The sequence below is a fragment of the Bifidobacterium catenulatum DSM 16992 = JCM 1194 = LMG 11043 genome (assembly GCF_001025195.1).
In the GTDB taxonomy this organism is placed as follows: Bacteria; Actinomycetota; Actinomycetes; order Actinomycetales; family Bifidobacteriaceae; genus Bifidobacterium; species Bifidobacterium catenulatum.
Genome location: NZ_AP012325.1, coordinates 1298238 through 1322681, shown reverse-complemented (window position 1 = coordinate 1322681; position 24444 = coordinate 1298238). Strand labels below are relative to the sequence as shown.

Genomic DNA, 24444 nt, shown 5'->3' with positions numbered 1-24444 from the left:
CTTACGGTGATGCGATAATCGAACGTATGTGCGAATGTTTGAACTTGTTTTCGGAGCCGACCAAAGCATGGTTCAAACATGCGTTCAACCGGCCCACCGAAGCCCAGCAGCAGGCGTGGCCGGCCATCCATTCCGGCGAGAACGTGCTCGTTGTGGCGCCCACTGGGTCGGGTAAAACCCTCTGTGCGTTCCTTTCGGCTCTTGACCGGCTTATGGCGGGCGGAGTGCGTTCCGCAGGAGTGAACGTTCATGGCGAAACCGCGGCAACCGAGAGCCATGCGGAACGAAGGACTGTGAAGAAAGGTTCCCGCAAGAAAACGAAGCGTAACGTCAAAGTGCTGTATATTTCGCCGTTGAAGGCGCTCGGCGTCGATGTGACGAAGAATCTTGAATTGCCATTGCGGGGAATTGCTCAACAGTGCGAGGCGATGGGACTGCCCGTCCCCGATGTTGAAGTGGCTATGCGCAGCGGTGATTCCACACCTGAACAACGTCGAAAAATCGTCAGCCATCCGCCGGATATTCTCGTCACCACGCCGGAATCATTATTCCTGCTGCTTACTTCCAAGGCGAGCAGCATATTGGCGGGTGTGGAGACGGTGATCGTCGATGAGGTGCATGCGGTCGCGGGTTCGAAGCGAGGCGCGCATCTCGCATTAAGTCTTGAACGCCTTGACGATATGATCGGACATCCAGTGCAGCGCATAGGGTTATCGGCAACTGTTAATCCCGTTGAGGAAGTAGCGCGGTTCCTTGGAGGTTCGCAACCGGTAACGGTGGTGAACCCCGGCGCTGTTCCGGCTATGGACTTGAGAGCCGTGGAACCATTGCGCAATATGCTTGACACTAGCGCTACAGGTGGTTCGGTATGGCCGGCTCTTGAACGGTCCATTCTCGATGAGGTGTTGCGGCACCGAACCACATTGGTGTTCGTCAACTCGCGTGGATTGGCAGAGAAGCTTACTGCACGGCTCAACGACATGTATGCGGAGTCGAAACAGGGCTCGGAGGCGACCGATTTGAGTGAGCACCGTGATTTGGGCTCGCCGGAAGGCCGTGAGCAATTTGCCGGGCATTACGATTCGGTGGTGGGGGCCACCACCATGTTGGTTGAATCGCATGACGATGTTGATGTGATTGCCATGGCACATCACGGGTCCGTGTCAAAAGATCGGCGCAAACGGATCGAAGAGCAGTTGAAACGCGGCCAGTTGCGTTGTGTGGTGGCCACCTCCAGCTTGGAACTCGGCATCGATATGGGCTCTGTGGATCTAGTGATTCAGGTGGCCGCCCCATTGTCGATCGCATCGGGATTGCAGCGAGTGGGCCGTGCCGACCACAATGTCGGGGGAGTCTCTCATGCGTTGTTCTTCCCCATAACCCGACAGCAGATCATTGGCATAACAGCCAGCATGGAATGTATGCGGGAAGGGGTTATAGAACCATTACGAATGCCCCGCAATCCTCTGGATGTGCTCGCACAGCAGACCGTTGCGGCCGCGGCCATGGGAGATCTTTCTACGAATGATTGGTACGACCGCGTGCGTCGTTCCGCGCCTTTCCGAGATCTCGATCGGTCCATGTTCGATGCGGTTATCGGCATGATGACAGGCGCATACAACAGTGAGGACTTTTCCGCATTCCGCCCGCCGCTGCAATATAACGAAGAAGCGGGGCTGATTTCCGCACGTCCAGGAGCGCAACGTTTGGCAGTGACCAGCGGCGGTACCATACCTGACCGTGGCATGTACACGGTGGTGCTTCCGGAGGAAGGCTCCGGTCCGGGCCCTCGACGGGTAGGTGAGCTGGATGAGGAAATGGTATACGAATCCCGTGTGGGAGACATCATCACCTTGGGGACTTCGACTTGGCAGATCCAAGAGATCACACGGGACAGGGTAGTGGTGGTTCCCGCACCAGGCCGTACTGCACGCCTGCCATTCTGGCATGGGGACCAGGACGGGCGCGATTATGGTTTCGGATTGGCACAAGGACGTTTGACACGCGAACTCAGCCAAAGATTGCACAGACATGAACCAGCAAAGAATGGTGATCAGAATACGGTCCAAACTGTATCGGAAGTGCGATTCGACCGTGAGGCCACACAACGTTTGAAGCGGGATGGTCTTGATCGCAATGCCATAAGCAATCTTGCCAAACTGCTTGACGAACAACGTGAGGCGACCGGTGTGATTCCTTCGGATCGTGATTTCGTGGTGGAACGTTGTCAGGATGAAGGTGGGGATTGGCGCATTATCATCCACTCGCCATACGGTAGGCGCGTGCATGAGCCTTGGGCGTTGGCTATTACCACTCGAATCAAACAGCGGTTTGGTTTCGATGGTCAAGTGTATGCGGCCGACGATGGCATTGTTCTACGATTGCCGGACGGTTATGGCGATTTGCCGATGCATGAGCTGCTGCTGTTCGACGTGGATGAATTGCAACGTATCGTTGAGACACAGGTCGGTGAAAGCGTGCTCTACATGGCCCGATTCCGCGAATGCGCGTCCAGATCACTTTTTCTGCCGCGCACTCGTCCAGGTAAGCGTGTGCCGCTATGGCAGCAGAGGTTGAAGGCCGCACAACTATTGAATGCGGCCCGTACCCGTAAGAATTTTCCCCTACTGCTGGAAACCGCGCGCGAATGCCTGCAGGATGTGTATGATCTTCCCGCATTGCACACGATTATGAACGGGTTGAATACTGGGACGATACTGTTGTCGGAAGTGGTTACCGAAACGCCGTCTCCGTTCGCGGAGAATATGCTGTTTGGTTTCGTTGGCTCGGTGATGTACCAGTATGACGTGCCGCAGGCCGAACGAAGCACACAATTGCTGTCCATGGATCCGGAAGTGCTGGAACGGCTCTTAGGGAGTACGAACATGGCATCATTGTTGGATTCCGAAGCCGTTACACAGGTGGAAGACGAGCTTGCCAAACGAACATTCTGGAATGATCTTGCCGAAGAAGACATCAACGGGCGCGTAGCGAGATACGCCAAGACGCATGGCCCATTCACCTCCGACAAGATGATTGCCGAACTTGATGTTGACGCGGCACAAGCGGTGCATGCGCTTGATGAGCTGGATGCTCGAGGTGAACTCATCAAAGGAAGGTTCACTGATTTAGGTGAGACTTCCGAAAAGAGTGCTATTCAGCAATGGCTCCACAAAGATGTTTTCCGGCGTATTCGATCGTTGTCTCTTGCCAGGGCCCGAAAAGCCGTCAAACCGGTCGATCCGAGCGTCTATCAGGCTTTTCTGCTTGATCGTCAAGGAGTCGGTCCTGTTGGAGGTGAACGCTACGAAGGCGTCGATGGTCTGATGCGTGTCATCGAACAGTTGGAAGGCGTGTTCCTGAACGCTTCGGTATGGGAATCCACGGTATTCCCGGCACGTGTGCGTGAGTATCAGCCCAGCATGCTCGACGAGCTCATTTCGTCATCGGATGTGGTGTGGGTCGGCTCGAAAGCGAGTGGATCCAACGCCAAAGAAGCTGGTGATATCGCCTTCTATCCAGCGGGTTCTTTGCTGCTCAACCCATCTGAACCGACATTAGAAGAACTAAAAAATAATGAAACATTGACTATGCCGGAAGCCGTGCTAGCAGCATTGAGCGGTGGTGGAGCGTTCCCCATTCAACAGCTTTCAGCCGCAGCCAAAACCATCTGGCAGCAGCATGCCGAAGTGCAGGTGAACCCTGAAACAGGCCAAATCATATTCCCCGCATGGGGCGAGCAACAGTTCGAGGAAGCCCTATGGTCACTGGTATGGCAAGGAAAAGTGACGAACGGCTCGTTCACGCCAGTGCGAACGCTCCTACACGGAGGCAAAACTGTTCGCACACCTCGTCGTGTCGCACGTAGGCGCGTCACCATGCGTCCTCCAACACCATTGAGCTTGAGTGGATTATGGTCCGCTGTAGCTTGTGGTGATGGGCGAACCGTTCTATCAAATAAAACGCTAGACAGTGTCATCGAGCCTGCCATGTCTAAAAACAGAGATACCGGCATTGATGATGCGGCGCATGCAGCAAGTGTGGAGGAGCGTAAGTTGGCGCTCATCGACTCGCTGCTGGATCGATATGGGGTGATTGCCGCTCCTTTGGTTGATAAGGAACGGATTGCCGGAGGATTTTCATCACTCTATCCAGTACTCAAACGAATGGAAGAACATGGCACACTGGTCCGAGGCATGTTCGTGAAAGGTTTCGGCGCGGCACAATTCGCGGAGCGAGAAACCATCGACGCACTTCGTAGCGATACGCAATGGCATAGTCAGTCCTGCGCGGCACTCGATGTGACTGATCCCGCCAATCTTATTGGCTCCGCAATCGCCTGGCCAGAACAGGATTACCTCAAACCGGCACGTAGATCTGGCTCCGTCATCGTACTCAGACAAGGCGAACCCGTGTTGTTTGCCGTGCCAAAGAGTCATAAAATCGTCAGCTTCGTAACTGACGAGACAATATTGAAACCAGCTTGCGCCGAATTTGCCTACGCATTGCAACGACAGCCCAGTGGCAGCATCAGTTTCAGCGAAATGAACGGTATGTCGTTAAAGGAACGGAATGCGAATCGGCAGATCCTTCATGCGGCCGGCTTCGTCGACAGCCCGCAAGGCATGAAGCTCTACTGCTAGCTTGGTGTTACATTGCCTGAGCCAAAGCGAACGAAACGGACGCACTGGCAGAACCGTGCCGACAACAACAATGCCCGCATCTTGCAAGCACAGGCGAAACCAAAACGATCCCAGCCATCGCAAGATACGGGCATTGTCAATGAAAAACAAGTTAGCCGATGATGGCGATTGGTGCGGAAAGCTCCGTGCCAGAGCCATCTCGACGCATATCCGGCTTCGGCAATTCCACGCCGGCACCGCCCTGCGTGGAGGCGTGTACTGGGTATGCGCCCACAAATGCGAGAACCAACGTATCCTGTCCCTTGAGGAAGCGCTGCGAACGAACGCCACCGGTACCGCGGCCCTTCGTCGGATACATTTCCAACGGGGTTACCTTCGCAGAACCATTCTCCGTACCCGGCAACGCTTCGGAATCGCCCGCAACCGTCAACACCACAGCTCCAGACGCGGAGAACAGGCCATTCTCGCCTTCTTCATAATTCCACGCCACCTTGCTGGCGGGAACTACCGCGAACGCAGCCGCTGAGCAGCCTTCAGCCAGGCGAATGCCTGCCATGCCTCCGGCAGTGCGTCCCTGCGGGCGTACGTTCTTCGCCTCGAACGTCAGCAGGGAGGAGTCGGTGGATACAAACACCAGCCGATCCTCGTCACGCGCTTCAGCGGCAGCCAGAACTTCATCATCATCCTTCAAATCGATGACACTCCATGAATCCATGGTGGTGGGCGATTCGCGATTCCAACGCTTGACTACACCATTGCGCGTACCCAATGCAAGAGGAGTGGGCTCTACGGCATTATCACCGGAATCGTCGGCGGATGGCATGGCGATCGCAGCGATCACACGTTCACCACGAATTGGATCGGTGTTTTCCGTCGTGCCGATTAACTCTTCGGCGTGAACGCCGCCAGTCACGTGGAGCGGCCCATCCGCAGACACAACCGGCAATTCCACGACATGCGCCACAATCAGACGGCCGGCAGATGTGATCAAACCATATGAGGAACGCGTAGTCGTGCGGAAGATCGAAATAATCTGATCATCCTTTACACGCTGGTCGGCAGAAGAGCGATTCTCCCAACGCTCCAACGCGTCTTCGGAGGTGCGTGCAATCAGACCAGTGGCCGACAACATCACCGCGCACGGCTCGTCGTCGATCTGCAAAGCCATGGCTGCGGCATTGTCTTCACCGGCTTTTTTCGCGGCCTTCGCGGCGGCGGCGACATCGGCGGCGGCGGACGACACTGTGGCTGCAGCGCGTGCCGCAGCCACAGCGGAGGCGGATACGCCATCATCGCCATGCGCTGCAACAGGCACAAGCCTGCCGTCAGCGTCTTCATCCAACAGCACAGTGCGACGTGGCGTGCCATACGTGGCAACAGCCTCGTCCATTTCGGCAATCACCACGTCGTCAAGCGCCTCAGCGGAGGCGAGAATGCGATCCAATTCCTCGATACGTTGCTTCAAATCGTCGCGTTCTGCTTCAAGCTCGATGCGGCTCATTTTCGTCAGGCGACGCAAGCGCAGGTCAAGAATGTACTGTGCCTGAATCTCATCCAGATCAAACACCTTGATGAGCTTCGTCTTTGCGGCTTCGGCATCGTCAGACGAGCGAATCACCTGAATCACTTCGTCAATGTCGACCATCGCAAGCAGAAGGCCTTCAACCAAATGCAGACGTTCCAGCGCCTTCTTTTTGCGGAATTCGCTACGACGGCGAATCACCACACGGCGATGATTTACCCACACCTGAAGCATTTCCTTCAAACCCATGGTGTGTGGGCGACCGTTGACCAACGCCACGTTATTGATGGTGAAATTGTCTTGCAGCGGTGTGTGCTTGAACAGTTGCGCCAGTACTGCGTTCGGGTCGAAACCGGTTTTGATTTCAATGACAAGGCGAGTGCCGTTATGGCGGTCCGTCAGATCGATCGCGCCGGAAATACCCTCCAGCTTGCGATTTTTCACACCCTCGGAAATACGTTCCAACACACGTTCCGGGCCGACCATGAACGGCAGTTCCGTTACGACAATTGCCTTCTTACGAGCGGTTACGTTTTCGATATGCGTTACCGAACGCGTGGTCAACGCGCCACGACCGGTTTCGTAGGCCTCGCGAATGCCCTTGCGTCCCACAATCACGCCACCGCTCGGCCAATCAGGGCCGGGAACATAGCGCATAAGCTCTTCCAACGTGGCATCAGGATGATGCATCAAATATTTGGCTGCGGCAACCACTTCGCCCAGATTGTGCGTCGCCATATTCGTGGCCATGCCGACGGCGATGCCGGAACCGCCATTGACGAGCAGATTTGGAATCGCGGCAGGTAAAACGGTTGGCTCCTGCAGCTTGTTGTCGTAGTTCGGTGTGAAATCCACTGTATCTTCGGCGATATTCGCGTTCATACCAAGCGCAGCCTGGGCCATGCGAGCCTCGGTGTAACGCGATGCTGCCGGACCATCATCAAGGGATCCGAAATTACCATGGCCGTCTACCAGGGGCAGACGCATGGCAAACGGTTGCGCAAGACGGACCATCGCCTCATAAATCGCGGAATCGCCATGCGGGTGAAGCTTACCCATCACCTCGCCGACCACACGGGCCGACTTCATGTACGGACGATCCGGATTGAGGTTCATTTGACCCATCTGGTAGATGATGCGGCGCTGCACCGGCTTCAAACCGTCTCTGGCATCGGGCAACGCGCGGGCATAGATCACCGAATACGCGTATTCGAGGAAGGACTTGCTCATCTCCTCGTTCAACGGTGTTTCGACGATGTTCTCTTTGACCGTACGCGGGTCAAAGGCTGGTTTTACCGATTTGCGGTGCGACACCATGCGGTGAATCTCCTCACGGAAAAGTAATGGTAATCAACCTAGCAATGTTACCAGCCGGTACCACCGCGGTGCTTGAATAGGAGTCATGAGTGTTGAAGTGCCAAGCGACGAAGAGCTGCTTACCATGACCGAACCGGCATGCTACGGAGATGGCATGCCATCTGAAGGGATCCGTGGGGGAGCGTTGCACCTGTCGTCGGTACTTCCTGCGGTTTCCAACGCCATTGGCTGCCCCATGCCAACGGACATTCATTCTGACCCGAAAGGTCTGCAGGAAGCGCTTGGGCTGCCGGACGCGGCGTCCGCGGTCGTAGTGCTCGTGGACGGTCTCGGCTACTGGAACCTCAACATGAGACTGGGGCATGCGCCCTACTTGCGGTCCCTCATGAACGAGTCAGCCAATCAGCGTCCCATCGCCACATGCATGCCGAGCACTACCGTCGCAGCCATGTCTACATTTGGTACGGGAACATGCCCCGGTATGACGGGTATGACCGGCTATACGCAGCTCAATCCGAAAACCGGCGAAATATGTCAGCTGATTTCCTTCAGGAATGCGGTTCCTCCGCTTGAGTTGCAGCAGCAGCCGACCATGTTCGAACGGCTAAGCGCACAAGGCGTTCGTGTGACCAGTTCTGGATTGCCGAAATTCGCGTTTTCCGCGTTGACGCAGGCTGCCTTACGTGGCAGTGACTACATTTCCAACGATGATCCGCGCAAGCGTGTCGCAGTCGCGGCCCAAGCGGCGAAAAATCCCGGACTGACATACCTGTATCTGCGTGATACCGATAAGGTCGGGCATAACTACGGCTGGGATTCCGATAAATGGATTGGCACGTACGAGCGTGTTGACGGTCAGCTTGGCCTTCTTCGCCGCAGCGTGCCCAAAGGCACATTGATTGTGATTGTAGCGGATCACGGTATGATCACCACTGATCCCGAATCCGTGATTGATATTGCGCAGGATCAGCGGCTCATGCAGGGTGTCGTCCATGTCGGTGGTGAACCGCGTTGCGTCATGCTCTATGCGGAACAGGGCGAGGCACCGGAAAACATCGCCGCGCGGTGGCGTGATGTGCTGGGAGACCGGGCACAAGTGCGTACGCGATCGCAGGCGATTGCGGAGGGTGTGTACGGACCTGTGGTCTCGCGCGTCGAACCGATGATTGGTGATGTGATTGTATCGGCCACGAAGGCCGTCACCATCGTGGATTCCCGCACTCAGGCGGAAAAGGCGATGCATCTGCCGAGCGTGCATGGCTCGCTCACCATGCTCGAGTCCGATATCCCCTGTCTGATCGACGTGGCCTAACATGCAGGGTTTGGTTCAGTCGCCGAACAGAATCTCATCCCAACTTGGCACGGCGGAGCGTCCTGCGCGCCGCTTCGATTTGGTGGTGTTTTGGCTGTGCGGATCAGGTGTTTGATTCGTGTTTGCGGTGTTCGAGGCGGTATCCGATGCGGGCGCGATGGTGTTCTGAGCATCGCCTGTTGCATTGACGTCGGTTTTCGTTACGGCGTCTTCCGACCGGTTTGGCAGAGAGATGTCGGCGGCCATACTCGATGTGTTCGGCGTGCCGAATTCGTTAGACACGCCGATTGGCGCGATTGGAACGGAAGGTGCCGTTGAGGGGCGCGCCACCGGCATGGACGGTTCAGGCGTGTTCCATGCCGATACGGTCTGTTCGATTCGCGCCGATCGGGCGGAATTTCCCGGAAGATTCAGCGAAGCGAGGAAATTCTCGTCGGCGTGTTTCTCGGCGTGTCCTTCCTTTGGCGCGTCTTGTTCCCCGATGAGCTTGCGTGCAGCGGAATTCAAACAGCTTACGGCGTTGTCATGCATGTTCCACGACCATTCCGCGCAGATGGTATGGCCGGAGGAAACGAACTGAGCGCTGATTTTCCAAGGTTCCAAGCCAAGCCTGGTAGCCTTCCAAGTCACGTCTTCCAAACGCACCCGTGCCGCCGCGAATGTGCGTTCAATCAGTTCGGAAAGCGTACGTACACGGCTTTCTTTCGGTGCTGGAACGGCGAGGAATTGCTCAATCGCATATTGCTTCTCCGTTTCGACCGACGCCGAGAAACGCCGAACGAGCGCTTCGCTCAACGAATATCTTTCCGCAACACGCGCGGGATCGGCGCCGGCGCGAATCAACGACTGAATTTGCGAAATCGGCAGGGTGATAGGAATGTGCGTCTGCTGTTTTTCCTGCACTTCGGAACGAATCTGCTTGGCCTCCAAAATGGCTCTTTCAAGCGCTTCATCGACCTTTACAGAGAACTTTCCGGCACCTGAAACAAAGACGAGTTCACCGGTATCACTGACATGATCGAACCGCGCTTCCTCGAGTGAATTCTCAGGCACAACACACCACTTTCCTTCAAGAATTACTGTTTATTCTATTGTGCCCCACGTGTCGGATTTTACGAGTATTTCGAATCGTGTATCCTATGCGGGGTAAAAGTCATGTATCCTATGGCGCATAAGCACCATAGATGACGAAAGGAATCTCGATGGCACAGGATTATGATTCCCCGCGTAACAAGGACGAGGACGAGGAGTCGCTCCAGGCTTTGGGAAAGAGCTCCCAGAACACTTCCAACGACATGGACGATGACGAGAACGCCATCGCCGAGGATTACGAGCTGCCGGGCGCGGATCTCAGCAACGAGGACGCTTCGGTGACTGTCATTCCTATGCAGGGGGATGAGTTCATCTGTTCCGAATGCTTCTTGGTGAAGCATCGCAGCCAGCTCGCTTACACTACTGACGATGGTCAGCCGGTGTGTCAGGAGTGCGCTGCCTGATGGCGTTTGATGAAACATATAACGAGCCGGAAAACGTCGAGGTTCTGGTAAAGTCGCTGAATCCCGACCAGCCGGCGGAACTGTACTATGCCCATGCCGGGGATGCGGGTGCCGATTTGCGTACCACTGAGGAAGTCACGTTGAAGCCGTTCCAGAGGGCGCTGGTGCCTACGGGAGTGGCGATCGCGCTTCCAGCGGGTTATGTGGCCTTGGTGCATCCACGGTCTGGTCTTGCCGTCAAACAGGGCGTTACCGTGTTGAATGCGCCTGGAACCATTGACGCGGGCTACCGTGGCGAAATCAAAGTACCGCTGATCAATCTTGATTCGGAACACACCGTGACGTTCCACCCGGGAGACCGCATCGCGCAGCTGGTCATCCAGCGTTATGTCGAGGCGAAGTTCATCGAAGCGGAGACGCTGCCCGGATCTGACCGTGCTGAGCGTGGCTTCGGATCCACCGGTGTGGCCTCCTGAACCGAGCATGCGGAGGCATAAGCGCCAAGAATCAGCAAACGTTGGCGGCACAATGTTTTTCGGGGGTATCTGGCTGTGCAACACGCGGTCGGATACCTCGAACATACCGTGATGCGCGGGTAGTATAGGGAGCATTGCGAGCGAGGAGGTGGACGATGGGAGACGTTGAGCACGAGGTTCATTCTGCCCGAATGTTGGGCTGTGAGATTAGCACGAATCCGCTTGATCCGCTTGAGCCGATTCTGAAGATGTGCGAATACCATCATCCTGATGAGGATATGAGCATTCTTGAACGTGCTTATGAGCGTGCGGTCAAGCAGCATTCTTCACAACGGCGCAAATCGGGTGAGCCGTACATCATCCATCCGCTGGCTGTGGCGCAGATTCTTGCGGACCTTGGCATGGGGCCGCTGGTCGTGGCCGCCGGCTTGCTGCACGATACAGTTGAAGACACCGACTACACGCTTGACGAGTGTCGTTCTGAATTCGGAGACACCGTGACCGGTCTGGTTGATGGTGTCACCAAGCTTTCCAAGATGGAATATGGTGATTCCGCACAAGCCGAAACCATTCGCAAGATGGTGGTCGCGATGAGTCGTGACGTGCGCGTGCTGGTCGTCAAACTTGCCGATCGCGTGCATAATGCGCGTACGTGGCGTTACGTCAAAACACCGAGCGCACAGAAGAAAGCGCATGAAACGCTCGACGTGTATGCGCCGCTCGCCAATCGTCTTGGTATGAACGCCATCAAAACCGAATTGGAAGAGCTCAGCTTCAAAGTGCTCTATCCGAAGATCTATAACGAAATCGTGGTGCTTGTCGCACGTCGTGCGGGCCAGCGAGACGTGTATTTGAAGCAGATTCTTGCTGAGATCAACGAAGATCTTGACGAGCAGAACATTTCGGCGTATGTGACGGGGCGTCCGAAGGATTATTTCTCGATTTATCAGAAGATGATCGTACGCGGACATGATTTTGCGAATATCTACGATTTGGTGGGTGTGCGCATTATCGTCGATACGATTCAGGATTGTTATGCCGCGTTGGGTGCGGTGCATGCGCGTTGGAACCCTGTTCCAGGTCGTTTCAAGGATTACATTGCCATGCCGAAGCTCAACATGTATCAGAGCCTGCACACCACGGTGGTTGGTCCTGGCGGCAAGCCTGTCGAGATTCAGATTCGTACGTGGGACATGCACCGTCGTGCTGAGTTTGGCATCGCCGCGCATTGGAAGTACAAGGAGAATGGTCAGGCCGGTCGCGCGTTGAGCTCGCCTGATAAGTCCGATCGTAAGCGTGGCGAGAATCAGGAGTTGAGCGAGGCCGATAATCTCAAGTGGATTCAGCAGCTTGCCGACTGGACGAGTGAAACTCCGGATTCCAACGAATTCCTGGGCTCTCTGAAGGAAGACTTGGGCGCCGCCGAAGTCTACGTGTTCACGCCGAAAGGCAAGATTGTGTCGCTTCCCGCCGAGGCGACGCCGATTGATTTCGCCTATGCGGTGCATACCGAGGTCGGTCATCGCACTATGGGCGCTCGTGTGAACGGCCGTCTGGTGCCGCTCGACACCAAGCTTGGAAACGGCGATACCGTTGAAGTGCTTACATCGAAGTCTGAATCTGCTGGTCCATCTCGTGACTGGCTGAGCTTTGCGAAAAGCCCGAAAGCCCGTAACAAGATTCGCCAATGGTTCAGCAAGGAACGCCGAACCGAAGCCATTGAAGAAGGTCGCGATGAGCTGACGCGAGCCATGCGCAAGCGCAACCTTCCGATCGCAACATTGTTGACTCCCGAAGCGTTGGTCGGTATTGCTGATGAGTTGAATCTCGCCAATGCCGAGGCTGTGTTCGTGGCAATCGGTGAGGGTCAGATTTCCACACAGAACGTCATCTCGCATCTGGTTCGAGATGCGGGCAGTGACGAAGTGAACGAAGAAGTGGAACAGGAGGCGTTACCGCTCAAGCAGGTGGAACGCACCAAGAAGACCACTAGTTCGCTGGGCATTTCCGTTAAAGGCGTGGGAGACATTTGGGTTAAGCTTGCCCGATGCTGCATGCCGGTGCCAGGAGATCAGATTATTGGCTTCATCACCCGCAATCAGGGCGTGTCCGTGCATCGTGTTGACTGTCAGAACATGCTGGACTTGCAGAAACGCCAGCCGGAACGTGTGGTCGACGTGCAGTGGACCAGCACCAAGGGCGTGTTCATGGTCAAGATTCAGGTGGAGGCGCTCGATCGCCCGCACTTGTTGAGTGATGTGACTCGCGTGCTTTCCGACCATGGTGTGAACATCATCTCCGGTTCCATTTCCACGGGAACCGATCGTGTGGCCACCAGCCAGTTCAGCTTCGAAATGGCCGACCCCCAGCATTTGAACACTTTGCTTGCCGCAGTGCGCAAGATTGAAGGCGTGTTCGATGTGTACCGTATCACCGGTGCCAAGGATTCCGCCGAACCTCGCTTACGCAAAATCTGACACGATTAGTGAGGCCGTGAGACTCATCTGAACTGCTGTAGATTCTCTCGGAGATAATGAAAAGCCCCTCGAGTGAGGGGCTTTTCATTGTTTTGCCATGAAGCTTGTTGATGCGGAACTTACTTCAGCACTTCGATGGAAGTGATGCCGACCGGCTCGAGCGGAGCATCGGAACGGTCGGTTGCCACGGAGTCGAGCTTGTCGACAACGGCCTTGGACTCGTCATCCGCGACTTCGCCGAAGATGGTGTGATGGCCGTTGAGCCATTCGGTCGGCACGGTGGTGATGAAGAACTGGGAGCCGTTGGTGCCGTGGATCTTGCCGTCCGCGCCGCGACGCAGGCCGGCGTTTGCCATAGCCAGCAGGTACGGGCGATCGAAGGTCAGGCCTGGAACGATTTCATCATCGAAGTTGTAGCCCGGGCCGCCGGTGCCAGTACCCAGCGGGCAGCCGCCCTGGATCATGAAATCCTTGATGATGCGGTGGAAGGTCAGACCATCGTAGAACGGTTCATGGGAAGGCTGGCCGGTGAACGGGTCGGCCCATTCCTTCTCGCCAGTGGCGAGGCCAAGGAAGTTAGCCACGGTTTCCGGGGTCTTGTCGTCGAACAGGTTGATCTTGATGTCACCTTCAGAGGTGCGCATGATGATGGTAGTCATGGCTCCAAGTGTCTCATGGGCTTGAGACCGGGCGGCAGCCTATCGACGTGTTCGGGACTAAGCTCGACGGTTACATGAAGTACTACTGTGAAGGCGGATTCGGGAATCCCCAGGGGTTGGATGGGCTTGAATGGGTATCGCAAGGAGCTTGGACTATGCTTCATGAGCGGTTCGGAAATTATCCGCCCCTCTACCTTTATGTGGACAACCGGCGAAAACCTTCAACGACATTCTCAATAGCGCAAAACAGGCATAGTCAAAATCTGAGCAATCAACGGCGATGGTGAAACACGTGACCTTACACTGCACATACAGTTCCCAACACGCCAGACGCTTACGATTATGACCACATCAACTTCGCAGAATACTCACGAAACAGATACCGCAAACAACGCATCATGCACCACCATCAGCACCATTCTCACACTGGCCATACCAACGTTCGGGCAACTTATCGCCGAACCAGCATTCGTGCTCATCGACACCGCCATCGTCGGACATATTGGCGGGCAAGCGCTCGCCGGTCTGTCGGTCGGGTCAACCATTGTGCTCACTGTTGTGGGGCTATGTGTGTTTCTTGCGTATAGCACCACAACGCAGGTGGGACGTCTTTTGGGCGCCGGCAAACGGAGTGAAGGTTTGGAAGCAGGCATTGATGGCCTGTGGTTGGCTGGAATCATTGGCGTGGTGGTATCTGTGGCGCTGTTCGTTATTGCACGCCCGTTGTGCACGGCCATGGGAGCCCAGGGGGGTGTACTGCATAACGCGGTTGACTATGTTCGCGCAGTGGTGTTCGGCATTCCCGGTATGTTGCTGGTGTATGCGGCCAACGGTATTTTCCGCGGACTGCAGAAGGTTCGCATCACGTTGATAGCTGCTATGGTGGGTGCGATACTCAATACGTTGCTGGACCTGCTGTTTATTCTCGGATTCGGTTGGGGTGTGTTTGGTTCTGGAGTGGCCACGCTGATTTCGCAATGGTTCATGGCAGTGGTGCTTATTGTTCCTTCGGTGTTGTGGACTCGTGCGGAAGGTGCCCGTTTGCGGCCGCGTTTGTCAGGAGTGTTGAACAGTGCTGGCGATGGTGCGGTGTTGTTTTTGCGTACGCTTGCGTTGCGTGCATGCCTGGTGGCGAATGTGGTGCTGGCCACGCATATGGGTGTGGAAGTGTTGGCTGCATATCAGGTGGTGAATTCCAGTTGGAATTTTGTGTTGAACATGCTTGATGCCATTGGTATTGCCGGTCAGACGTTGGTTGCCGCGCAGATTGGTGCCCGCAAAGAGGACGAGGCCATGCGTTTGACAAGAATTGCTGGCAAGGCAGGATTATGCGGAGGAACGGTAATCGGTATTGGTTTGATGATTGCCGGATGGTGTGCGTCCCCGCTGTTTGCGCAGTCTACTGAGATTCAGCATTTGCTCACCGTCGGCATGATGGTTGTTGGCGTGACATTGCCGTTGGCTGGTTGGATGTGGGCTGTTGATGGCATTCTGATTGGGGCAGGGGATTACCGGTATCTTGCATTGACGTGTGCGGCGACGGCTGCAATATATGTGCCCTGTCTTGCTGCGATTGGTTGGATATGCGACGCGATGCAGGCTTCTTCTGCGCTGCGTATGGCGTTGCTGTGGCTTGCCGTGAATCTGTTATTTGTAGGATTGCGTGCCATTTTCAATGGTTTCCGTATCGGAACTTCCACATGGTTGCATATCGCACGTTGAAATCAGCTTGTGATAGCAGTTTGACATGACGTGAGATAGGTAATTCCTGCAAAATAAAAAATCCCGCATGATTCCGACGAACCGGATCACACGGGATTGTCATATGCGGACGAACTTAGGAATGAATCCTAAGAACAGATGGCAATTCAGGAACGCTTGCGCTTGAACACGAACAATGCCCCTGCTGCGACAACCAGAACAGCGACCACCACAACAACGCCGATTACGTTGGAACCGGTGTTGGCAGTGTTTGCCTTCTTGTGTGCGGCAGGCTTCGTATTCTGCTTGTCATCATCCTTCTTCGGTGCGTTCGGCGTGCTGTCCTTGATGGCCACAGTGAAACGCACGCGTGCACCCTGGTTGTAGAACACCACCACAGAACCGGTGCTGCCGGTTTCGCGACCATTGAGGAATGCGCTGCTCAACACGATGGAACCGTCATCAGCCACGGTGTAATCCGTGCCGGCGGTCAGCGACTGGTAGTCGTACTGCACGTCTTCCACGGTATTGCCATTGGGGTTGATGCCAACGGTCAGACCGTTGGCGTTGGCGCTCTTCTTATCGCTATCATACTTGTCGTAGTCGAATGCATCGCCATTCGTTAGTTCAGCATTCTTGATTTCACCATCGTTCAGCAGCCACACCTGAGTGCCATGGTACGGGTTTGCGGTGCCAATTGCCAGACCGGAATCGGTGACGGCGAACACGCGTAGACCGTGGTTGTTGTTATCTCCGAAACCGTTACGGCTGATGGTCTGGAAGTTCGTGCCATCGGAGGAGACGATCAGGTCAAAGCCACGAGTCTCATCGTTGGAGTAATGCAGGTAGCTGAGCACGCCCACGAAGTCGATGAAGTTCTCCAGATTCTCTTCGGTAAGCCACTTGTCGAGCTCGTTGGTAATGAATTCCGGCAGATACTGCTTGTTCTTGTTGTACAGGTCGAGCAGCCGCTGCAGGGATGTGAGGAACTGGTAACGATCGTCGAGCGTGTAGGTTTCAGCGGCCTGCGGAGCGACACCGTCAGGGGAGACCACGTCGGTCTGCTTGGAGTTGAGATCAGCGCCCATGTCCTCCAGCAGCTGCTGCATGGTAGCCACGTCAGCGGCCACTTCGTCGGTCTTGCCGGCTTCTTCAACTGCCTGTGCAGCTTGATCGCTCTCAGATGCTTCGCCTTCGTTCAACGGCATGATGTCATCATCGCTCGGCTTGGTGGTTTCCTGAGATTCGGACTCGGAAGGCTTGGAGGCTTCCTGAGAGTCCGTGCCGATAGTACCGGAAGTGCCGTTCTGGTCATTCTTCTTCAGAGAGTCGAAGAAGATCTTGATGTATTCGATCTGCTTCTTCCACTCTTCCGGAGTACGCTTCAGAATGTCGCCGTTGGCGAACTGGGTTGCCGGGTATGCAAGATCACTGATGTCGAAGGTGCCGACGTACAGCTTGCCGTTGTAGGACTGCATACGCCACACATACTGGTTCAGGTGACGGCTCTGCTCGTCGCTGTCGCCCAAGCCGGACAGCATGGTATTGCCATCGATGGTGCCTTTGGAATCGCCGAAGTACTTGTTGTTGGCTTCGCCGGCGAGCATTTCGAAGTTTTCATTGCCGTCTTCGTCAACGTCCATACGCCACAGGTTGACCGGGCTCTCCAGATCCTTGTACAGGTCGGAGAAATCCATCTGCATGGCCTTCTCCAAAGCGTTCATCGGATCGTTGTAGCCGCCGATGTACAGGTGGCCCTTGTATACCACCATGTTGGCTGCGCCGGAACGACTCGCTCCGAAACCCCACTCGTACTTGGCGCCGTCTGCCGGATCGCCGACCAGCGGCTTGAAGGTCCACTTGCCGGTTTCCTTATCTTGCGTGCCGCGCACGAGTGCGAAGGATTGCTTGTTGTTCTTCGCGGTTCCAGTCACCATAGTGACATATAGATTGCCCTTGAAGCCGACCATATCCCACACACATCCACCGAACACTCCATCAGTTACAGCGCATGCCGGATAGTTGTACAGGCCCTCGGTCTGGGTAGCGATAGTGGCGAAAGAATCCTGGCCTGCTGACGGGTTGGAAGAAGCCACAATAGTGGCACCGTTATCGGTGATCATGCTGGCGATAAGCTGATTGTTGACCACGGTCAAACCACGGATACCAGCAGTGTAGCCCTTCTTCAGACCAGTGGTCATGGCAGCGGAACGATACACGATTTCAGTGGCATCACCACTGTTCGGATCAACTTCCAGCAGGTACGGCTGACCCTTTGCGGCGGCAGCAAAGTACAGCTTGTCATGGAATTCAACGGCTGCACGATAGCCGTTGACCGCATGCTCTCCGCCAATCGCATTGACGATGATCTTCACTTCACCGGTCTTGACGTTGATCTTGAGCAGCAAGCTGTGATTCTCGCCATTGTCGAGGAACAGCTCGCCGTTGAACGCAACATCCAAAGCGGCCTTGATGCTGGCATACTTGGTGCCCATGGTGTTGGCCATGTACTTCAGTGTGGAACCCATTGCGGAATAGCAAGTGCCCACATACATCCAATCGCCATAACCGACCGAAGACCATGAATAGTTCTGGCCACGCTCGGCCGAACCCTGCGTGAGATCATCAGTGGATTCGCCGTTCAAAACGTTTACGATACCGTCATCTTCGCCCAGCCCTGCATTGGGGTGCGAAATCTTGGTGGCCGTATAGCCGGCACCAAGTACGGCGGTATTTGAGGATTCATTAGCATTGGCGCTGCCCGCTACCGGCAGCAACATGGCGCAAGTCGCAAGCGTTGCGATTGCAGCATTAATCATTTTATGGTGGTTGACCATATTTTCCCTAATCTCATATACTCCGAAAAGATATTCCCTTGTGTGGCATATCCAACAGAAAAAAATACCAAAAAGGGGTGACCTAAGGTACTATACGGAAAACATCGGGAACAAATCCCACCAAATAGTGTTGCGCTAACTAGTATTTGCGTGACTTTGCGGATGTGCGCATGCGAAATCAGGCTTTAGAAGCGCGTGCGACAAGCCGCTTCTGCACGTAAAGTCCAATGGACATTGTGCAATGGCGGAATCAGATCGTTAACCGTCAACATGCATAACGAAATCAGCGGCGTAGCCAATGAAGCAATGTAAAAATGTTTGACAAGTGCGAAAAAACAGGAATACGAAACCCGCAAATCCCAGAATATCGGACGCAAAAATATCGTATCCAAACGTGTCGAGAATACTGGGGTGGCCAGTCAATGCAACGACTACATCGGGAATCCCATCGCGCACGATATTCAACAGAAGAAAAGCGATGAGCGTGGTGCAGCCTCGTTTTACAATCTTGCGAGGGTTGGCGTCGGAGAAGACCAGATTCGACCCGAGACTGATCATGAACACGGATGGTCCAAGAATGCACAGATACAGAAACACTTGCCCCCACTAGCTGATTTCACCTTGGAAGAAATTACCGTCAAGCACTTCGTAGAGATGCGCCGAGGGAAGACCGAGAGGGGCGGAACGCGCAAGATCGAAGCTGCCGTAGTTATTTTGTCTGCTCTCTCATGATTACGTTATGCTCACTCCAGTGCCCGAACACTCCCTCCATACCCGAAAGGGAGGAACATGCAATCTGCCAAGTGGGCTTCCATCGACAACGAATGCCAGAGAAAGCCCGTATCGTCTACCTTAATCAGCAAGCAGAATCGGCGTGGTTTCACCTTAAAACCACTGGCGTCATGCTTCGAGTGTGGCGTTTGCGGGCTGTGTTTTCTCTGTGCATATGAAACGTGCCACCAGGCGGTCGGATGACGCTTGCGGAGGAATGTCTTGTGCACAAAAATGTGTCGTACGAGCGCTTAAGCTTGGTTATCCCGCTTACGTATGGCAGATTCCGTGCTTTATCCTGAGACATCTCGCTTATATATGGCAGGTCAGGTTGTCATAACAGCTGTTCTCATACCCCCTAAATACGCTTTTCTGAGGTGTATCTGCCATACATAAGCGAGATAGGGATAAGAGGGGGTATCGATGTCCGAGAGAACGCGTCTTCATTATCCAACGGTGTATGTGGTTCATACGGAAGATAAGAACAGGTATAAAAGCGTTCCTGACTATACGGTATACGTGGGGAGACGAAGGTCGCCGCGGCGTGCGACCACGTCGAGAACGGTCTGACCAAGGCGGAGGTCATGGCCATGCACGGGATCGCGAGCGTCGCACCCCTGGAACACTGGTGCCGCGAGTACCGGGCCGGAGGTCCGGAGGCGCTCGGGCCGAGGCCCAAGGGCAGGCCCAGAGGCTCGAAATCCAAACCGAAGCCCGAACCGACGCGCGAGCAGGAGCTCGCCGAACGGGTGCGGCCACCGGCAGGTGCGCATGTGCCTGGTCCACGAGTTCGGGCAACGAGTGTCGGCCAAGAGCGTGCCCGGGGTCATGCGGCGCATGGGACTGAGATGCGCCATCCGCTCCAGGAACCCGTGGAGGAGGTACGACTCGTACAGGGGCGAGACGGGCGATCACGTGCATAACCTGCTCAAACGCGACTTCGACTCGGCCCGTCCGTTCTCCAAGCTCGGCACCGACGTCACCGAGTTCAAGGTCGCCGGCTCCAAGGCGTACCTCGCGCCCGTGTACGACATGGCCAGCAAGGAGATCGTCGCCTGGGACGTGAGCCGCAGTCCGGACCTCGGGCAGCAGAAGCGCCTGCTCGTCATGCTCGCGGAGCGCCTGCCCGCCGGCGTGGAGCCGATCCTGCACTCGGACATGGGATGGCAGTACCAGCACCAATGGTGGCGGGGCGAGCTCGAACGCCTCGGCATCCGCCAGTCCATGAGCCGCAAGGGCAACTGCCTGGACAACGCCGCCGCCGAGCAGGTGTTCGGCCACTTGAAGGACGAGTTCTACCGAGGCCGGGAGAGTTCGACTCGTACGAACAGTTCAAACGCGAACTGGACGCCTACATCATCCATTGGAACACCAGACGGTGCCAGATACGACTCGAGGGACATACCCCGGAGGAGTTCCGGAGCATGTCCCTCGCGGTCTAGGGCTGTATCCTAATTAACAACGTCCAACAAACGGGGCGCAATTCAGTCTCGTGGAGGCGTGCGTCGTCTCTTTTTGGAGGCGTTTGGGTTTTTCTGGTGGTGGCCTTGATAGATCGGCGTGTGCCTTTGGAATAATGATATGGAGGTTTCATCTCATTCGACGTCCGGCTGGGTTGCATTCGCGAGGATCGGCGCTATTCTGTAACAGCGAAATAAGCTGGACTTCGTTCGGTTCGCTGAGGCCATCCCGTGGATGCGGGGTGGCCTCAGTGCTTTCATCGCCGGATTGGGGGAGGTCGAATTCATGTCGTTGCGCAAGCCCTACAGGAGTGTGGACGAACAGCTGCGCATTTTGCGCTCCCGTGGCATGGCTGTCGATGCCGGTGCGGGTCATGTGCTCAGGCGCGAGGGCTATTATCCGATCGTCAATGGTTACAAGGATTTGTTCCTCGACCGAAAGGCATGTCTGACCGCTGGTGATGACCGGTACGGGACGGGCGCGCGTTTCGATGATCTGTACGCCCTGTTCCTGTTCGACCGTGAGTTGCGTGAACTGTTGTTTTCCGCCATCACACGGGCGGAGGCCGCGCTCAAGGCAGTATGCGCGCATGAGTTCACCAGGCTGCACCCCGACGAGGTCAACCCGTATCTCAATCCCGACTATTATGATTCCAGGCGCCGTCCGAGCGCCGTGGCGTTGATCGACAAGGTCTTCAAGCGGATACCTGAGTTGGACGGCAGCCCGCGCAACAGGGGCGACTATGGCGGCAAGGCGTATATCCGCCATTGCATGGAAGACCACAACGGCCAGGTCCCGTTGTGAGTGCTGGCCAACGATCTTTCTTTCGGCCAGACGGTATGGTTCTTCCAAGTCCAGTCCCCGGCCGTCCGATTGGCGGTCGCCGAAAGTTTCACCGGTTTGTATGCGGACACGCACGACGGGCCGCGACGCATCACCATCAAGCGGTTGGACAGCATCTTCAGCAGACTGGTGTTCTACCGCAACCTGTGCGCGCATGACGAGCGCTGCTATTGTGTCCGGTACGATGGGCGCGCTAACGAGAACGTGTACCAGGCCATCGGTGATCTTGGCTATTTGCTTGACAAGGACGATTACTTGGAATTGTTCGGTCGCTTCTCCGCATTGGTCGCACGGGCGACCTCCGCCATGCCATTCTGGGCTGTCTGCAATAGGCCTGTGGGATTCGGGATGGATTTGGGATGCCATTGGCGGCTGGGACGGTTGTATGGGCCGCGTATCGTTCTGTCTATTGTCCGCCATGGAGACGTGCTGCCGGGCGAATGCTTCTGCACCACCCATGCGGAACATCATGAAACCACAGGGGGTATTGCACTTTTCCGTGCCGGTCGGCGAAGACGCTGAGCGCCGGCAGGGTGGTGGAACGTTCCCGGATTATTTTTGGGTGCCTGTAGGTACCTCGTGGAAGACGAGACTGATCGGCAGGTTTCCCAAAAATTGAAAACCTTGGAACAAAGCCAAAAACGACCACACGCGATTATCATCAGAGGTGCGCATGATGATGGTAGTCATGATTTTCATGCTTATGCCCCTGTGGGATCTGCTCGGCCGTGAGGACTATTCTCGGAGAGACGTGATGTTCGGGGTGGTTATTTCCAGTTAAACGTGTAGCTCTGGTCCGATTGTTCCTCGCCGTGGGTGGTGACGGTCGGGATGTTGCCGTGCCAGGTTACGGTGAAGTTGTCCGAGTCCAATGATTTGCCGTCGTTGTGAAGGTCCGTCTTGATTTCCGTGACGTTCTCGGCTCCGATGACATTGGGATCGGTGTTCCAGGAGACTTTGATCGTGATGGTGCTTGGGCCGAAGAACATGGGCGAGCCTAGTTCGCCGATGGCCACTTCGCAGGTGCTGTCAGAGGATGTCGTGTTCACGATGCTGTGGGGCATGTCTATTTGCGTCCATATGAGGGTACAGCCGCCGGCCCAGACCAGTGCGAGTACAAGGACGATATGCTCGATGATGCGCGCCGCTTTATGCTGTTTTGGTAGTGTTCCTGTCATCAATGCCCCTGCAATCGTGCCGCGCCTCTTTTGTCTTTGAAGTAGTTTATCGATGTTCTGGATGGTTCGGGGTTATATCATAGCTTGGGTTGTTGAACTCAACAAGTAAGCGCAACACGTAGCAGTGTCTTCGCATACAAGAATCGGGTCCGAACACAATTATTCAGACCCGATTCTTGTATATAGGAGCATGAAAGCGTCGGTTTAGCGCTCGTGATGGTCGATGTGGTTGGATATCACGTCGCCGATAGTCTGCACGATTTGCACGAGGATGACGCACAGGATCACGGCCACGGTCATCACGTCGTACTGGTAACGCTGGTAGCCGTAGCGGATGGCGATATCGCCCAAACCGCCTGCGCCGACGGTGCCGGCCATGGCGGAGAAGCCGAACAGGGTGATGAACGTCAGTGCTGCGCCGCGCACCAGCGACGGCAGGCTTTCGAACAGCAGCACTTTGAACACGATCTGCAGATTGCTGGCGCCGAAGCTTTGCGCGGCCTCCACCAGACTTCCGTCCACTTCGGCGAGCGACTGCTCCACCACGCGTGCCACGAACGGCGCCGCGGTGATGACCAGCGGCACGATGGCTCCCGGCACGCCGAGCGAAGTGCCGACGATCAGTCGGGTCAATGGGATGATGGCCACCAGAAGAATGATGAATGGTACGGAACGCACGATGTTCACGATCCAGCCGAGCACGGTGTTGAGTGTCGCGTTCGGACGGATGCCCTTCTTTGCCGAGGTGATGAGCAGTACGCCCACAGGTAGGCCGATCACATACGCGAGTAGCGTCGCTACCGCGGTCATGATGATCGTGTCACGTACTCCCTCGACCAGCAGTTCGCCATAATCGGCGATGAATTGCGAGATAATCTGTCCCATTTCACTTCACCTCTTCCTTGGTCGGCGCGTCCGTCTGCTCATCGGACGAAGCGGAATCATGCTTATGGCGATGGTTCTCCACTTTCGCATCGGTGATCAGTGTTTTCAGAATGTCGCTTTGCGGATTGGAGAACAATTCTTCCGTGTCGCCCATCTCCACGATGCGTCCGCCATCAATCATGGCCACACGGTCGCAGATGTTGCGTGCCACGGACAACGAATGCGTGATGATGACCAGCGTCACATTGAGCTCGCGGTTGATGCGGCGCAGCAGGTCAAGGATCTGCGCAGTTGTGGTGGAGTCGAGTGCGCTGGTGGCCTCGTCGCACAGCATGATGGACGGATTGTTGGCCAACGCGCGTGCGATGGCCACGCGCTGCTGTTGGCCGCCGGACAGCTGGCTCGGATAGCGGTCGGCCAGATCAGCCAATCCAACCAGGTCAAGCAGATAGCGGGCACGCTCCTCGCGCTTGTTTTTCGGCGTATGGTTGAGCTCCAGTGGGAACGTGACGTTGCGCAGCACTGTGCGCTGCTGGAACAGGCTGAAATTCTGGAAGATCATGCCGATTCCGGCACGCACGTCCGCCAGCTCCTTGCCTTTCGCGTCGGTGATGTCCTCACCATCGACGCGCACTTTGCCGGAAGTGGGACGTTCCAGCAGATTGATGCAGCGCACCAACGTGGACTTGCCCGCACCGGAGGAGCCGAGGATGCCGAAGACTTCACCCGAATCGATGGTCAGGTTGATGTCGTGCAGCACCTCATGCGCCTCGGCGCCACTGCCATAGCTTTTGTGCAGATGGTCGATCTGAATCGTCATAATGTCCTGTTCCTATTGATGTTCCATAACAAGAATGCCGCAGGGT

The 24444-nt window shown here is 55.7% G+C and carries 17 protein-coding genes and 2 pseudogenes; 11 read left to right on the top strand and 8 right to left on the bottom strand.

What is annotated here, in order from left to right:
- Positions 1-26: 26 nt before the first annotated feature.
- Complete coding sequence (locus BBCT_RS05665; protein ID WP_033513260.1) at positions 27-4643, top strand: DEAD/DEAH box helicase; 4617 nt, start codon at positions 27-29, stop codon at positions 4641-4643.
- A 151-nt stretch (positions 4644-4794) separates the two neighbouring features.
- On the opposite strand, the gene BBCT_RS05660 is transcribed toward BBCT_RS05665, so the two are convergent.
- On the bottom strand, positions 4795-7482 hold the full coding sequence (locus BBCT_RS05660; protein WP_003834461.1) for a DNA gyrase/topoisomerase IV subunit A: 2688 nt from the start codon (positions 7480-7482) through the stop codon (positions 4795-4797).
- Between the two features lie 85 nt (positions 7483-7567).
- Here BBCT_RS05660 and BBCT_RS05655 point away from each other — a divergent pair, with 85 nt between their 5' ends.
- Positions 7568-8794: an alkaline phosphatase family protein gene (locus tag BBCT_RS05655; RefSeq protein WP_003834462.1), complete on the top strand. Its 1227-nt coding sequence runs from the start codon at positions 7568-7570 to the stop codon at positions 8792-8794.
- 15 nt (positions 8795-8809) lie between these two features.
- Here the strand turns inward: BBCT_RS05655 and sepH are convergent, their stop codons facing one another.
- Positions 8810-9847 (bottom strand): septation protein SepH, encoded by a 1038-nt coding sequence (gene sepH / locus BBCT_RS05650; protein WP_003834463.1) that lies wholly within the window; start codon positions 9845-9847, stop codon positions 8810-8812.
- Positions 9848-9996: 149 nt separating this feature from the next.
- Between sepH and BBCT_RS05645 the strand changes: the two genes are divergently transcribed.
- The 3 genes from BBCT_RS05645 to BBCT_RS05635 all read left to right on the top strand — a co-directional run bounded on the left by BBCT_RS05645 (position 9997) and on the right by BBCT_RS05635 (position 13243).
- Positions 9997-10290, top strand: coding sequence for a DUF4193 domain-containing protein (locus BBCT_RS05645; protein ID WP_022245122.1), 294 nt, complete (start codon positions 9997-9999; stop codon positions 10288-10290).
- A complete protein-coding gene (gene dut / locus BBCT_RS05640) occupies positions 10290-10766 on the top strand; it encodes a dUTP diphosphatase (protein ID WP_003834468.1) in 477 nt (158 codons plus the stop codon). Before BBCT_RS05645 ends, dut begins: the two co-directional genes overlap by 1 nt.
- Positions 10767-10921: 155 nt before the next feature.
- On the top strand, positions 10922-13243 hold the full coding sequence (locus tag BBCT_RS05635) for a RelA/SpoT family protein (protein ID WP_003834470.1): 2322 nt from the start codon (positions 10922-10924) through the stop codon (positions 13241-13243).
- A gap of 119 nt (positions 13244-13362) precedes the next feature.
- On the opposite strand, the gene BBCT_RS05630 is transcribed toward BBCT_RS05635, so the two are convergent.
- Entirely contained in the window at positions 13363-13902 is a 540-nt protein-coding gene (locus BBCT_RS05630) for a peptidylprolyl isomerase (protein WP_003834472.1), read from the bottom strand.
- A 342-nt stretch (positions 13903-14244) separates the two neighbouring features.
- On the opposite strand from BBCT_RS05630, the gene BBCT_RS05625 reads away from it, so the two are divergent.
- Positions 14245-15624: an MATE family efflux transporter gene (locus BBCT_RS05625; protein WP_003834477.1), complete on the top strand. Its 1380-nt coding sequence runs from the start codon at positions 14245-14247 to the stop codon at positions 15622-15624.
- A gap of 146 nt (positions 15625-15770) precedes the next feature.
- Here BBCT_RS05625 and BBCT_RS05620 read toward each other — a convergent pair whose 3' ends face one another.
- A complete protein-coding gene (locus BBCT_RS05620; RefSeq protein WP_231858046.1) occupies positions 15771-18422 on the bottom strand; it encodes a X2-like carbohydrate binding domain-containing protein in 2652 nt (883 codons plus the stop codon).
- A 336-nt stretch (positions 18423-18758) separates the two neighbouring features.
- On the opposite strand from BBCT_RS05620, the gene BBCT_RS05615 reads away from it, so the two are divergent.
- From BBCT_RS05615 to BBCT_RS09460, 5 genes and pseudogenes are all read left to right on the top strand, one after another.
- Positions 18759-19172 carry a hypothetical protein gene (locus BBCT_RS05615; protein ID WP_003834480.1) on the top strand — a complete coding sequence of 138 codons (414 nt, stop codon included), beginning with the start codon at positions 18759-18761 and terminating at the stop codon, positions 19170-19172.
- A 563-nt stretch (positions 19173-19735) separates the two neighbouring features.
- A pseudogene (locus BBCT_RS09470) lies at positions 19736-19957 on the top strand (helix-turn-helix domain-containing protein); the annotation flags it as partial.
- A pseudogene (locus BBCT_RS05610) lies at positions 19950-20653 on the top strand (IS3 family transposase); the annotation flags it as partial. The pseudogenes BBCT_RS09470 and BBCT_RS05610, both read left to right, overlap by 8 nt.
- A 304-nt stretch (positions 20654-20957) precedes the next feature.
- A complete protein-coding gene (locus BBCT_RS09465; RefSeq protein WP_231858045.1) occupies positions 20958-21476 on the top strand; it encodes an Abi family protein in 519 nt (172 codons plus the stop codon).
- The gene (locus BBCT_RS09460; protein WP_231858044.1) at positions 21477-22037 is read left to right on the top strand and encodes an Abi family protein; all 561 of its coding nucleotides are present in this window, start codon (positions 21477-21479) and stop codon (positions 22035-22037) included.
- Between the two features lie 30 nt (positions 22038-22067).
- Here BBCT_RS09460 and BBCT_RS09270 read toward each other — a convergent pair whose 3' ends face one another.
- The 4 genes from BBCT_RS09270 to BBCT_RS05590 all read right to left on the bottom strand — a co-directional run bounded on the left by BBCT_RS09270 (position 22068) and on the right by BBCT_RS05590 (position 24398).
- Positions 22068-22205: a hypothetical protein gene (locus tag BBCT_RS09270; protein WP_167335213.1), complete on the bottom strand. Its 138-nt coding sequence runs from the start codon at positions 22203-22205 to the stop codon at positions 22068-22070.
- A gap of 77 nt (positions 22206-22282) precedes the next feature.
- Complete coding sequence (locus BBCT_RS05600; protein ID WP_003834491.1) at positions 22283-22693, bottom strand: hypothetical protein; 411 nt, start codon at positions 22691-22693, stop codon at positions 22283-22285.
- A gap of 204 nt (positions 22694-22897) precedes the next feature.
- Positions 22898-23578, bottom strand: a complete 681-nt coding sequence (locus BBCT_RS05595) for a methionine ABC transporter permease (RefSeq protein WP_003834493.1) — start codon at positions 23576-23578, stop codon at positions 22898-22900.
- A 1-nt stretch (position 23579) separates the two neighbouring features.
- On the bottom strand, positions 23580-24398 hold the full coding sequence (locus tag BBCT_RS05590) for a methionine ABC transporter ATP-binding protein (RefSeq protein WP_003834496.1): 819 nt from the start codon (positions 24396-24398) through the stop codon (positions 23580-23582).
- Between the last annotated feature and the right edge of the window lie 46 nt (positions 24399-24444).